The following is a 13,110-nucleotide window of genomic DNA, read 5'->3' as shown; positions in this document are numbered from 1 at the left end:
ACCTGCAAACAGGGCCTGGGGGGAGGTCACGGCAATCCCGGCTGGGCCGGCCGGGAGTCGTCAAGGAATGATGGCCGCAGTGTTGGTTCGATCCATGACCCAGAAGAGGAATTCGACGTGATCAAGAAGCAGAACCTTCGCATCAATGTGCTTGCCGCCGCCGTGCTGTCGATGACCGCCGTCGGTGCCGTCCACGCCGCCGGGTTGCCGACCCGTGAACCGGTGCGCCAGGCCAGCACCGCCGAGCCGGGCACCCAGCGCATCATCGTCAAGTACCGTGCCGGCACCGCTGCGGCGGGCGACCGGTCGGCCAAGCTGTCCACCGTGCAGTCCGCGCTGACCCGCGCCAGCCTGTCCGGTGGCACTACCCGCGCCAGCGCGCTCGGCCCGCAGGTCGTGCGCAGGCTGGGCGTCGGTGCCGACCTGATCCGCCTGCAGGGGCGCCTGGCGCCTGCCGAACTGCAGCGCGTGCTGAAGGAACTGAAGGCCGATCCGTCCGTGCAGTACGCCGAGGCCGATGTGAAGCTGCGCCGTACCGAGCTGCGTGCCGGTGACGTGCAGCCGGCGCTGGCGCCGAATGATCCCTACTACCAGCAGTACCAGTGGCACCTGCACAACGCCACCGGCGGCATCAACGCACCGTCGGCGTGGGATGTATCGCAGGGCGAAGGCGTGGTGGTGGCGGTACTCGACACCGGCATCCTGCCGCAGCACCCGGACCTGGTCGGCAACCTGCTGGAAGGCTACGACTTCATCAGCGATGCCGAGACGTCGCGCCGTGCCACCAACGACCGCGTGCCGGGCGCGCAGGACTATGGTGACTGGGTCGAGAACGACAACGAGTGCTACACCGGCTCCGTCGCCGAGGACAGCTCCTGGCACGGTACCCATGTGGCCGGTACCGTGGCCGAGCAGACCAACAACGGCGTCGGCATGGCCGGTGTCGCGCACAAGGCCAAGGTGCTGCCGGTCCGCGTGCTCGGCAAGTGCGGTGGCTACCTTTCCGATATAGCCGACGCCATCACCTGGGCCTCCGGCGGCACGGTGGCCGGCGTACCCGCCAATGCCAACCCGGCCGAGGTCATCAACATGAGCCTCGGCGGCAGCGGCAGCTGCGACGGGACCTACCAGGAAGCGATCAATGGCGCGATCTCGCGTGGCACCACCGTGGTCGTGGCGGCCGGCAACGAGACCGACAACGCCTCCAAATACCGTCCAGCCAGTTGCGACGGCGTGGTGACCGTCGGCGCCACCCGCATTACCGGCGGCATCACCTACTACTCCAACTACGGCACCCGCGTGGACCTGTCCGGTCCGGGGGGTGGTGGCAGCGTCGACGGCAATCCCGGCGGCTACGTCTGGCAGTCCGGTTCCGATGCGGCCACCACGCCGGAGTCGGGCAGCTACAGCTACATGGGCATGGGCGGCACGTCGATGGCCTCGCCGCACGTGGCTGCCGTCGCTGCACTGGTGCAGAGCGCGCTGATCGCCAAGGGCAAGGATCCGCTGGCCCCCGCCGCGATGCGCACCCTGCTGAAGGAAACCGCGCGTCCGTTCCCGGTCAGCATTCCGACCGCCACTCCGATCGGCACCGGCATCGTCGATGCCAAGGCGGCGCTGGCAAAGGCGCTGGAAGAGCCGTGCACCGAGAACTGTGGACCGGTGGCGACGCCGCTGACCAACAAGGCCGCCGTGGGGGGGCTGAACGGCACGGCCGGCAGCAGCCGCCTGTACAGCTTCGAGGCAGCCGCTGGCAAGCAGCTCAGCGTGATCACCTACGGTGGCACCGGCAACGTGTCGGTCTACATCGCCCAGGGTCGCGAGCCGAGCGCCAGCGACAACGATGGCAAGTCGACCCGTCCCGGCACGTCCGAAACGGTACGGGTGAACAAGCCGGTGGCAGGCACCTACTACATCAAGGTAGTGGGCGAAGCGGCCTATAACGGCGTGAGCATCCTCGCCACGCAGTAAGCCTGACGTGTCGTAGTTGAACGGCCGAGGCCCGTCATCCTGTGTGACGGGCTTCGTCTTTTTACGAAAGCTGGCCGCAGGGCGGCGGAAATCATGGCTTAACTGCTAAAGTCGGTCCGATTGACAGGAGAGTCACGTGAACGCGCTCGCTGCAACCGTTACCGACGATGCCGAAGGCCGCATCCTGGATGCGCTGCTGGCACGCGGCCGGCTCAAGGAAGGAGACCTGGCGCGCGCGCGGCCGTTGCACGCCGAGGCCGGCGGCAGCCTGCTGGGCCTGCTGGTGCGCCTGGGCCTGGTGTCTGAACGCGACCAGGCACAGACCAGCGCGGAGGTGCTGGGCCTGCCGCTGCTGGAGGGCAGGCAGGTGCCGGAGGCCCCGCCACAGGCACTGGCCGAGGGCATGCCACTGTCGCTGCGCTTCCTGAAGCAGTTCCATGTGTGCCCGCTGGAGTTGAATGAACACGGGGTGCGTCTGTGGCTGGCCGATGCCCACGATGCCTATCCGCAGCAGGCCGTGCAGTTGGCGCTGGGGGTTCCGGTGACACCGGTGCTGGGCATGCGCGCGGAGATCGATGACCTGGTCGAGCGCTGGTTCGGCCAGGGCCGCAGCGCGATGGGCGCGATCGTGGAGACCGCAGACGGCGAGGGCGGCGCGGTCGACGATATCGAGCACCTGCGCGACCTGGCCTCGGAAGCGCCGGTGATCCGCCTGGTCAACCTGGTGATCCAGCGTGCGGTGGAACTGCGCGCGTCGGACATCCATGTCGAACCGTTCGAGAGCCGCCTGAAGGTCCGCTACCGTGTCGATGGCGTGCTGGTGGAGGGCGAAAGCCCGCCGGCCAACCTCACCGCAGCGGTGATCAGCCGCATCAAGATCATGGCCCGGCTCAACATTGCCGAGCGCCGCCTGCCGCAGGACGGCCGCATCATGCTGCGCGTGCAGGGCAAGGAGCTGGACCTGCGCGTGAGCACCGTGCCGACCGCGCACGGCGAAAGCGTGGTGATGCGCCTGCTCGACCGCGAGACAGTGGTGTTTGATTTCCACCGGCTGGGGTTCACCGATGCGTTCCTGCCGCAGTTCCGCAAGGTGCTGGAACAGCCGCACGGCATCCTGCTGGTGACCGGCCCGACCGGCTCGGGCAAGACCACCACGCTGTACACCGCGCTGAGCCAGCTCAATACCGCCGACGTCAAGATCATCACGGTCGAGGACCCGGTCGAGTACCAGATCGAGGGCATCAACCAGATCCAGGCCAAGCCGCAGATCGGCCTGGACTTCGCCAACGCGCTGCGCAGCATCGTGCGCCAGGATCCGGACATCATCATGATCGGCGAAATGCGCGATCTGGAAACCGCGCGCATCGCGATCCAGTCGGCACTGACCGGCCATCTGGTGCTGTCCACCCTGCACACCAACAATGCCGCCGGTGGTATCACCCGCCTGCTCGACATGGGCGTGGAAGACTACCTGCTCACCTCCACCATCAACGGGATTCTGGCCCAGCGCCTGGTGCGCCGGCTGGAACCGACCCACGCCGAGCGCTACGAGGCTTCGCCGGAGGAAATCAAACGCTTCGAGCTGCGCCGCCTGCAGCCGGAAGGGCCGATCCATCTGTTCCGCCCCAGGCCCTCGGCGCTGGCGCCGACCGGTTACCTCGGTCGTACCACCATCATGGAATTCCTGGTGATGAACGATGCGCTGCGGCGTGCGGTGATGCGCCGCGACGGCATGGGCGAGATCGAACGCATTGCCCGCGAAGCCGGCATGCGCACGATGTACGAAGACGGCCTGTCCAAGGCCCTCAGTGGGCAGACGACCATCGAGGAAGTCCTGCGTGTCACCGAGGAAAGCTGATGCGCGCAGGACGACGGGGCTGACATGCCGACCTACCGTTACAAGGCACTGAATCCGCACGGCGAGATCTTCGACGGGCAGATGGAAGCGGCCAGCGAGGCCGAGCTGGTCGCGCGCCTGCAGGACCAGGGCCATCTGCCGATGGAGACACAGCTGGCCGATGGCGGTGCGATCGGTGGCGGTACCTGGCGCAACCTGTTCCGCCAACGGCCGCTGCAGGGCGCGGCATTGCTGCAGTTCACCCAGCAGCTGGCGACACTGCTCGGTGCGGGCCAGCCGCTGGACCGCGCGCTGTCGATCCTGCTCGGGTTGCCCGAAGACGATCGTTCGCGTCGTGCGATCACCGACATCCGCGATGTGGTGCGCGGTGGCGCGCCGCTGTCGATCGCACTGGAACGCCAGCACGGGTTGTTCTCGCGCCTGTACGTGAACATGGTGCGTGCCGGTGAGGCCGGCGGCAGCCTGCACGAAACCCTGGAGCGCCTGGCCGACTACCTCGAACGCAGCCGGGCCCTGCAGGGCAAGGTGATCAACGCGCTGGTGTACCCGGCCATCCTGCTGGTGGTGGTGGGTGGTGCGCTCCTGTTCCTGCTTGGCTACGTGGTGCCGCAGTTCGCGCAGATGTACGAGAGCCTGGATGTGGCGCTGCCGTGGTTCACCAACGCAGTGCTGCAGCTGGGCCTGTTCGTGCGTGACTGGTGGGTGCTGCTGCTGGTGGTGCCGGCGCTGGTGGCGCTGTTCTTCGAACGCAAGGCGCGGCAGCCGGCCTTCCGGTTGGCGCTGGATGGTTGGCTGCTGCAGCGCCGCGGCATCGGCCGCCTGCTGGGTGAACTGGAGACTGCCCGGCTGGCGCGAACGCTGGGTACCCTGCTGCGCAATGGCGTACCGCTGCTGGGTGCCCTGGGCATCGCCCGCAACGTGCTGGGCAACCGCGCGCTGGCTGCCGATGTGGAAACCGCCGCCGATGAAGTGAAGAACGGTGCCGGCCTGTCGCTGGCACTGTCGCGAGGCAGGCGTTTCCCGCGCCTGGCCCTGCAGATGATCCAGGTTGGCGAGGAGTCCGGCGCGCTCGATACCATGCTGTTGAAAGCGGCTGACACCTTCGAACAGGACAGCGCGCGCCGCATCGACCGCCTGTTGGCGGCGATGGTGCCGGCGATCACCCTGGTGCTGGCCTCGGTGGTGGGTGCGGTGATCGTTGCCGTGCTGGTGCCGCTGTACGACCTGACCAATGCCATCGGTTGACGATGGATCCCTACGCAACCCCGACACTCCGCAACTGAAAGGACCGACCATGATTGCTTCCCGTCGACCGATCCGCCTTTCCTTCACCGCAGCGCGCAACCAGTCGGGCATGAGCCTGCTGGAGATCATCATCGTCATCGTGCTGATCGGCGCGGTGCTGACCCTGGTCGCCAGCCGCGTGCTGGGTGGCGCCGACCGCGGCAAGGCCAACATTGCCAAGGCACAGGTGCAGACCGTCGCATCCAAGGTCGACAACTACCAGATCGATACCGGCAAGCTGCCCGGCTCGCTCAATGATCTGGTGACTGCACCGGCTGGCGTGGCTGGCTGGCTGGGGCCCTATGCCAAGCCGGCCGATCTGAACGATCCGTGGGGCCATGCGCTGGAATACCGCACGCCGGGCGAGGGCCAGCCGTATGAGCTGATCAGCCTGGGCAAGGACGGCAAGGCCGGTGGCAGCAGTGTCGACGCCGACATCCGCTACCAGCCGTAACCGGGCATGTCGCGTTTCCTGCCGCGCCGGTTGCAACGCCCGCGCCTGCCCGGCAGGCGCGCAGCGGGCCTGTCGCTGCTGGAAATACTGCTGGTGATCGCGCTGATCGCCGCGATCGGCCTGATCACCGCTGCCGGCCTGTCACGCGGTTTCGCTGGCATGCAGCTGCGCAGCGCCGGCAAGGACATCGCCAACCAGCTGCGCATGGTGCGCGCGCAGGCGATCACCCGCGGCGAGCCGCAGCGCTTTGTCATCGAGCCGGCCAAGCGGCGCTGGGAAGGCGCCAACCAGCGCCACGGTGACGTGCCGGCACAGCTGCAGGTGCAGTTCGAAGGCGCCGCGCAGCTGGCCACCGCGCCGGGGCAGGGCGTGATCGAGTTCCACCCCGATGGCGGCTCCAGCGGTGGCCGCATCCGGCTGCAGCGTGACGACGCCGAATGGCGCATCGACGTGGGCTGGCTGACCGGTGAGGTCCGCTCTGGCCCTTGGCGGGCGCAATGAAGCGGCGCGCCCGCGGCTTCACCCTGCTGGAAGTGATCATCGCCTTCGCCCTGCTGGGCCTGGCGCTGACGCTGCTGCTGGGCAGCCTGTCCGGCGGCGCAAAACAGGTGCGCGATGCCGAGCTGCGCACGCGCGCGGTGCTGCATGCGCAGTCGCTGCTGGCCGAAACCGGCGTCGCCTCGCCGCTGCAGGCAGGCAGGCAGCAGGGAGACTGGGAGCAGGGGCGCTACCACTGGGAATTGCAGGTCCAGCCGTGGGCGGAGCCGCGCGCAGGCAATGTCGCGCAGGCAACGTCACCGGGAACCCCCTGGCTGGCCGAACTGCAGCTGCAGGTGCGCTGGGGTGACAGCGAGCGCGAACAGCTGCGCTGGCGCAGCCTGCGCCTGTTGCCGCCCGACCTGGAGAATGCGCGGTGAAGCGCCGCGCCGCAGGGTTCACCCTGGTCGAAGTAATGCTGGCCACCGTGCTGCTGGCCGGCGGCCTGGCATTGGCCTTTGCCAGCGTGCGCTCGGCGATGGCGGTCAGCCAGCGCGGCGAACAGATCGCCGCCGAAAGTGAACGCATGCGGGCGGTCGAGTCTCTGCTGCGCAGGCAGCTGGCCGGCGCACTGCGCACCCCGCTGGAGGTCCCGGACCCCACCCGCGAACCGGTGTTCTTCCAAGGGGAAGAACAGCGCATGCTGTTCGCCGCCGACCTGCCCGGCTACCTCGGCCGTGGAGGCTCCTACCTGCACGCGCTGCAGGTGGACGGACGCGAGGGGCAACAGCGCCTGCTGCTGGACCTGGTGTTGCTGCAGGAAGGCGAGCGCATCGCCGAGAATCCGCCACGCCCGCCGGAGGTGTTGGTTGAGAACCTGAAGTCGGTGCAGCTGCGCTATCGCGGCATCGATGCGGGCACCGGTCAGATGAGTGACTGGATGCCGCGCTGGGACGATACCCGGCGGCTGCCGATGCTGGTGGAGATCAGGATCGTGCCCGCCAAGGGCGAGCCCTGGCCATTGCTGGTGGTGGCACCGCGCGCCGGTGGCAGTGGAGGTGCGCGATGAACCGGCAACACGGTGCGGCGCTGGTGCTGGTGCTGTGGCTGATCGCATTGATGACCGCGCTGGTCGGTGCGTTCGCGCTGAGCGCACGGGTCGAGCATCTGCAGCAGCGGGTACTGGATGACGAGGCACGCGGGCAGGAACGTGCGCGCGCCGGCCTGGAGTACGCGCTGCTGCGCCTGTCCGCTGATCCGCTGCGGGCGCCCTGGCGTGCCGATGGCCGCACCTACCGCTGGCAGTTCGATGACGCCAGCATCGAGATCAAGGTGCTGGACGAGAATGGCAAGATCAACCTCAACCTGGCCGACGTGACCCTGCTGACGGCGTTCCTCAAGGCACTCGGTGAAGACGAAGGCGCTGCCCGGCAGATGGCCGGCGCCATTGTCGACTGGCGTGATGAAGACAGCCTGCTGCAGCCCGGTGGCGGTGCCGAAGCGCCGGACTACGCGGCGGCCGGGTTGCCGTATGGCCCGCGCAACAAGCGCTTTGAGACACTCGGCGAACTGCAGCGGGTGCTGGGCATGCGCGGCCCGCTGTACAAGGCCATGCTGCCCCACCTGACCCTGTACAGCCGCCAGGCGCGCCCGGATCCCCAGTTCGCCAGCGCGCCGGTGCTGACCGCACTGGGGCTGGATGCGGATACCGTGCTGGCGCAGCGCGCCCAGCAGGAGCGTGACGCAGATACCGCTGGCGGTGCGACAACGCTTGCCAGCAGCAGCGGCACCTATAGTATCGAGTCCCGTGCAACCGACAGCAGTGGACGCCGGTCGGTGTTGCAGGCAGTGGTACGCAATGGCTCGGGCGGGGTTCCCGGGCGGTCCTACACAGTGCTTCGCTGGGAGCAGGGAATGACAGCAAGATGACGGCATGGCAGGACAGTGTGCGGCAGGTGCAGGGCCGGATCGGCCCGGGCGCCGGTCGTTTCCTGCGCTGGTGGCGGCAATCGCTGCTGGCGTGGGTGCCGGCCCGTTGGCAGTGGGCGCTGGGCTGGGCACAGGCGCGCCTGCTGCTGCAGCGCCAGGGTGACCAGCTGCAGGTCTGGCGTGAGGCCGGTGAACGCCGCGAAGCGGTTGCCAGCGTGCCATGGCCGCTGTCGCCGGTGGAACTGGACCGCGTGCTGGAACCGCGGCTGCGCAGCCTGCCACGGGTGTGGCTGCTGCCGGCCAGCGAGGTACTGCGTCGTCATCTGCGCTTGCCCGCGGCTGCGGCCGACCGCCTGCGCGCCGTGGTCGGTTTCGAGATCGACCGCCAGACGCCGTTCGAATCGAGCCAGGTCAGCTTTGACGTGCGTGAGCTGGGGGGCGCAGCCGAGGGCCAGCTGCAGGTCGAACTGATCGCCTGGCCGCTGCGCCAGCTGGAAGCGTGGCGGGCCAGCGTGGGCGAGTGGGCCGATGCACTGGCCGGTGTCGATGCCATCGACAGCGAGGGTGAGCCTCTGCAGGTGAACCTGCTGCCACCGGCGCAGCGCCAGTTGCGCGCGGATCCCATGCGGCGCTGGAACGTGCTGTTGGCCGTGGCCGCGCTGGTGATGCTGGTGCTGGCCGCCGTGCAGCTGCTCGACAACCGCCGTGACGCTGCCGATGCGCTGCGTGCGCAGGTCGAGCGCAGTGCACGCAGTGCGCGTGGTGTCGCCAGCGAACGCGCGCAGCTGCAGGCGCTGATCGATGGTGCCGCATTCCTGGAAAAGCAGCGCAGCCAGCGTGCCGGAACGGTGGAAATCTGGAATGAACTGACCCGGCGCCTGCCGGAGGGCACCTATCTGGAAAAGCTGGCCATCGAGAACAACAACCTGCAGCTGATCGGCCTGAGCCGCGAGGCCTCGCAGCTGGTGCAGCTGCTGCAGGATGCGCCGCAGTGGCGCAAGGTCAATCTGACCGGCGTACTGCAGGCCGATGGCGCCGCCAGTGGCCGTGACCGCTTCACCATGACCGCCGAACTGCAGCCGTTGCCGGCTGCGGCCCCGACCCGGGAGGCGGCCGATGCCGATGCCAAGCGCACGCCGTGACCGCTGGCTGGCACTGGCGCTGCTGCTGGCAGTGCTGGGCCTGGCCTACCTGCTGCTGGTGCACCCCTGGTTCACCCAGCCGCTGCGCGAAATCGATGCCGACGTGGCCGCCCTGCGCGAGCGCGAACAGCGCGTGCAGGCGCAGCTGCGGCAGCAGCCGCAGATCGAACAACGCCTGCGCGCCACCCGCGAGGCACTGCAGCAGCGGCCGGGCTTCCTGCGTGAAGCGACCGCCGAAGCTGCAGCCGCTGCGCTCGGCGCGAAGCTGCAGGATGCGGTGGCGATGGCCAGCCCGGGCAACCGCAGCTGCACCATCAGCAACCGCACGCCACTGGCCGACAACCGTCGTGACGCCGAGTTCGTGCGCGTTGCCATGCAGGTGCGCCTGCGTTGCGGTGTGGCCGAACTGGCCACGGTGCTGCACAGCCTGGAAACCGGCAGCCCGCGCCTGTTCGTCGACAACCTCAACCTGATCGCGCAGCGCTTCCAGCAGTCGCCGAATGAATCCGGGCTGGGCCTGGACGTGTCGTTCGAACTGGCCGGTTACCTGCTGCCCGGTGCCGCTGCCGATGGCGCTGCGCCGGCACCAGCAGCCGAGCCGGGCGCGGCGCCGCAACCGCCTTCGGCTGCACCGGCACCCTCACCGGCTGTGCCGGAAGAGGGGCAGGAGGTGGCCGATGAAGCTTGAGCAGATCAGCCTGCGCACCGGTTTCCTGCTGGCACTGGCCGGCTGGGCGGCAGCGGTCTGGCTGGCCACCGGCTTCGGCCTGGGCAGCCAGCTGCCAGGTGCGGATGGCGATGCCGATGCGGTGCCTTCGTTGCCGGTGCTGCCGCCGTTGGCCGCAGAACGCATGCCCAGCGCCGACAGCTACAGTGCCATCGGCGAGCGACCGCTGTTCGCCGAGGACCGCAGGCCGAAGCCCTATCTGCTCGGTGGCAGCGAGCCTGCCGCCAGCGCCGCGCTGCGCCTGACCGGCGTGCTGCTGACCGGCGACTTCGGCATGGCCACCTTCACCACCGAACAGAACCGTTCGTTGCGCCTGCGCCTCAACGGTGAAGCCGTCGACGGCTGGCAGCTGGTGGCACTGCAGCCGCGCCAGGCCACCGTGATCGGCCCCGGTGGCAACCAGGTGCTGGAACTGGCGGTCTTCAACGGCCAGGGCGGTGAGCCGCCGACCGTGCTGCGCGGCGCCAACGGTGCGCCGCCGGCAGGTGCGATCGTTGTGCCGCCCCCGGCAGGCGCTCCGCCGGCACCGCCGCCGGTTGCGGCAACCCCATCGCCGTCGCCTGCTGGCAGTGCGCCAGCGCCCTCGGCTGCGGCATCCGCCCCTGCCACCAACAACGGCCCCAGCGAAGCGCAGATGCAGGCCATCCGCGAACGCATCCAGGCCCGTCGCCGCCAGCTGCAGCAACAACAGCAGCAACAACCGTCGCCGCCCCCGGGCGATGGCACCAACCGATAGAGTGAATGCATGAGCCTGCGTTTCCTTCCCTGGTCCTTTGCCCTCGCGCTGCTGGTCGGCTGCAGCACCGTGTCCGCGCCGCATGTGCAGCGCAAGGGCAATCTGTCGCCCACTGCCGAGGCCGGCCAGGCGGCCAATGTCGCCGCAGATGCTGCCCGTGACGCGCAGGGCGCTCCGCAGGCGGTGATCCGCCGTGGCACCGGCACCATGATCAACCGCGAAGCAGCACGCGCACCGGCACCGGCACTGCATGGCGCCAGCACCGGTGAAGCAACCTTCAATTTCGAAGGCGAATCGGTGCATGCGGTGGTCAAGGCCATCCTCGGTGACATGCTGGGCCAGAACTACGTGATCGCACCGGGGGTGCAGGGCACGGTCACCCTGGCCACGCCCAAGCCGGTGTCGCCGGCGCAGGCGTTGAACCTGCTGGAGATGGTGCTGGGCTGGAACAACGCACGCATGGTCTACAGCGGTGGCCGCTACAACATCGTCGCCGCCGACCAGGCGCTGGCCGGTACGGTCGCGCCGAGCACGGCGCCCGCTGCCAGTGCGCGAGGCTTCGAGGTACGGGTCATCCCGCTGCAGTTCATCTCCGCCACCGAAATGAAGAAGGTACTGGAGCCGTATGCGCGGCCCAATGCCATCGTCAACGTCGACAGCGGCCGCAACGTGATCACCCTGGGTGGTACCCGCGCCGAGCTGGAAAACTACATGCGCACCGTCGAGATCTTCGACGTCGACTGGCTGTCGGGCATGTCGGTGGGCGTGTTCCCGATCCAGTCGGGCAAGGCCGAGCAGGTGGCTGCCGACCTGGAGAAAGTATTCGGCGAGGAGAGCAAGACGCCCAGTGCCGGCATGTTCCGCTTCCTGCCGCTGGAAAACGCCAACGCGGTGCTGGTGATCACCCCGCAGGTGCGTTACCTGGACCAGATCCAGCAGTGGCTGGACCGCATCGATACCGCCGGTGGCAGTGCCCGCCTGTTTTCCTACGAGCTGCGCTACATCAAGGCGCGTGACCTGGCCGAACGGCTCAGTGAAGCATTTGCCAGCAGTGGCAACCGCGGCGGTTCCAGTCCGGCCTCGCTGGCCCCGGGGGCGATGCCGTCGCAGCTGGGCAGCGACTCCGATCGTGGCATGGACAGCACCAACAACAACAGCAGCAGCTTCGGCTCGGTCCCGGGCAGCAGCTCCAGTGGCGGTGGCAACGGCAGCATGAACCTGCCGCAGCGCCAGTCCGGCAACGTCAGTGTCAGCCTGGAAGTGGAAGGCGACCGCGTGGGCGTGTCGGCGGTGGAGGAGACCAACACCCTGCTGGTGCGTTCGACCCCGCAGGCCTGGCGGTCGATCCGCGAGGTGATCGAGAAGCTGGATGTGATGCCCCTGCAGGTGCACATTGAAGCCCAGGTGGCCGAGGTCTCGCTCGATGGCGACCTGAAGTACGGCGTGAACTGGTTCTTCGACAACGCCGTGGCCGGGCGTGCCCTGACGGGCGCATTGGGCGGCGTGACCCTGCCGGCGGCAGCGGGTGGCTCGTGGAGCAGCTTCGCCGGTGCCGCAACGGGCGGCGAAGGCCTGGGCTGGGCATTCACCGGCCACAATGGCGCGGCGGTGGTGAGTGCGCTGGACAAGGTCACGGATGTACGCCTGCTGCAGACGCCTTCGGTGTTCGTGCGCAACAACGCCGAGGCCACGCTCAACGTCGGTGACAAGGTGCCGATCAACACCACCACGGTGAATACCGGCATCGGCACCAGCAGCTACAGTTCGGTGCAGTACATCGACACCGGCGTGATCCTGAAGGTGCGCCCGCGCGTGACCCGCGACGGCACGGTGTTCCTCGACATCGTGCAGGAAGTGAGCAGCGCCTCGAACGTGCCCGACAACTGCAATCCGACCGAGCGCAACTGCAACCCGCGCATTTCCACAAAGAAGCTGTCGACCGAAGCGGCAGTGCAGAGCGGCGACACCATCATGCTGGCCGGCCTGATCACCGATTCGGGAACCGATGGCAGCAGCGGCATTCCCGGCCTGAGCCGGATTCCGGTGGTTGGCGCGCTGTTCGGGCAGAAGAGCCGCTCCAGCCGCCGTTCCGAAGTGATCGTGCTGCTGACCCCGAGCATCGTGCGCAACAGCCTGGAAGCGCGGAATCTGACCGACGAGTACAGCCAGCGTTTCCGCGCGATGGAGCCACTGAACCAGCCGCGCGCAAAGAAGTAAGGGGTTTGCGGCCGGGCTGCGCCCGGCACCCGCCGAGGCCGGAGCAACAGCAACAGCGGGTTTACTGAGGGATGGCGGGGCACTGTGGGTTTGCGGGGACGCCGTGAATACGTCCATGTAGGCTTGGTCGCCGCATCCATGCGGCTCACACCCCTCAAACCCACAGTGCCCCGCCTTCGACAGTTTCCTGCTTGCTGTTGGTAGGTGTCGACCTTGGTCGACACGATCCACGCCATGCGTGGATGACTCTCCATCGAAATCGAATATTTCGATATCTGAGATCTGAGCCGAGCACGGCTCGGCTCTACAGAAGAG

The 13,110-nt window shown here is 68.2% G+C and carries 12 protein-coding genes; all 12 read left to right on the top strand.

What is annotated here, in order from left to right; all coding sequences use genetic code 11:
- Positions 1 to 117: 117 nt before the first annotated feature.
- Complete coding sequence (locus tag AC5P6A_RS11205) at positions 118 to 1,971, top strand: S8 family peptidase (protein ID WP_021203162.1); 1,854 nt, start codon at positions 118 to 120, stop codon at positions 1,969 to 1,971.
- A gap of 136 nt (positions 1,972 to 2,107) precedes the next feature.
- On the top strand, positions 2,108 to 3,829 hold the full coding sequence (gspE, locus tag AC5P6A_RS11200; RefSeq protein WP_058980469.1) for a type II secretion system ATPase GspE: 1,722 nt from the start codon (positions 2,108 to 2,110) through the stop codon (positions 3,827 to 3,829).
- Positions 3,830 to 3,853: 24 nt separating this feature from the next.
- On the top strand, positions 3,854 to 5,074 hold the full coding sequence (xpsF, locus tag AC5P6A_RS11195) for a type II secretion system protein XpsF (protein ID WP_346714937.1): 1,221 nt from the start codon (positions 3,854 to 3,856) through the stop codon (positions 5,072 to 5,074).
- A 49-nt stretch (positions 5,075 to 5,123) separates the two neighbouring features.
- Entirely contained in the window at positions 5,124 to 5,567 is a 444-nt protein-coding gene (gspG, locus tag AC5P6A_RS11190) for a type II secretion system major pseudopilin GspG (protein ID WP_021203164.1), read from the top strand.
- A gap of 6 nt (positions 5,568 to 5,573) precedes the next feature.
- Positions 5,574 to 6,068 carry a type II secretion system protein XpsH gene (xpsH, locus tag AC5P6A_RS11185; protein WP_134731614.1) on the top strand — a complete coding sequence of 165 codons (495 nt, stop codon included), beginning with the start codon at positions 5,574 to 5,576 and terminating at the stop codon, positions 6,066 to 6,068.
- Positions 6,065 to 6,484 carry a type II secretion system protein XpsI gene (gene xpsI / locus AC5P6A_RS11180; protein ID WP_019661006.1) on the top strand — a complete coding sequence of 140 codons (420 nt, stop codon included), beginning with the start codon at positions 6,065 to 6,067 and terminating at the stop codon, positions 6,482 to 6,484. The genes xpsH and xpsI overlap by 4 nt, the downstream gene beginning before the upstream one ends.
- The gene (locus tag AC5P6A_RS11175) at positions 6,481 to 7,113 is read left to right on the top strand and encodes a type II secretion system protein J (RefSeq protein ID WP_134735096.1); all 633 of its coding nucleotides are present in this window, start codon (positions 6,481 to 6,483) and stop codon (positions 7,111 to 7,113) included. Before xpsI ends, AC5P6A_RS11175 begins: the two co-directional genes overlap by 4 nt.
- Positions 7,110 to 7,973 carry a type II secretion system minor pseudopilin gene (locus tag AC5P6A_RS11170; protein ID WP_134735097.1) on the top strand — a complete coding sequence of 288 codons (864 nt, stop codon included), beginning with the start codon at positions 7,110 to 7,112 and terminating at the stop codon, positions 7,971 to 7,973. The genes AC5P6A_RS11175 and AC5P6A_RS11170 overlap by 4 nt, the downstream gene beginning before the upstream one ends.
- Positions 7,970 to 9,115: a PilN domain-containing protein gene (locus AC5P6A_RS11165; protein ID WP_312543482.1), complete on the top strand. Its 1,146-nt coding sequence runs from the start codon at positions 7,970 to 7,972 to the stop codon at positions 9,113 to 9,115. The genes AC5P6A_RS11170 and AC5P6A_RS11165 overlap by 4 nt, the downstream gene beginning before the upstream one ends.
- Positions 9,090 to 9,803, top strand: coding sequence for a type II secretion system protein GspM (gene gspM / locus AC5P6A_RS11160; protein ID WP_227845005.1), 714 nt, complete (start codon positions 9,090 to 9,092; stop codon positions 9,801 to 9,803). Before AC5P6A_RS11165 ends, gspM begins: the two co-directional genes overlap by 26 nt.
- Complete coding sequence (locus AC5P6A_RS11155; RefSeq protein WP_346714936.1) at positions 9,793 to 10,578, top strand: type II secretion system protein, XpsN-like; 786 nt, start codon at positions 9,793 to 9,795, stop codon at positions 10,576 to 10,578. The genes gspM and AC5P6A_RS11155 overlap by 11 nt, the downstream gene beginning before the upstream one ends.
- 9 nt (positions 10,579 to 10,587) lie before the next feature.
- Positions 10,588 to 12,795 carry a type II secretion system secretin GspD gene (gspD, locus tag AC5P6A_RS11150; protein WP_329859338.1) on the top strand — a complete coding sequence of 736 codons (2,208 nt, stop codon included), beginning with the start codon at positions 10,588 to 10,590 and terminating at the stop codon, positions 12,793 to 12,795.
- The last annotated feature ends 315 nt before the right edge of the window (positions 12,796 to 13,110 follow it).

The organism is Stenotrophomonas sp. YJH_SMC_20 (genome assembly GCF_059367845.1).
Note: the sequence above shows the minus strand (reverse complement) of the source record. Positions and strands in the feature narration are given on the sequence as shown.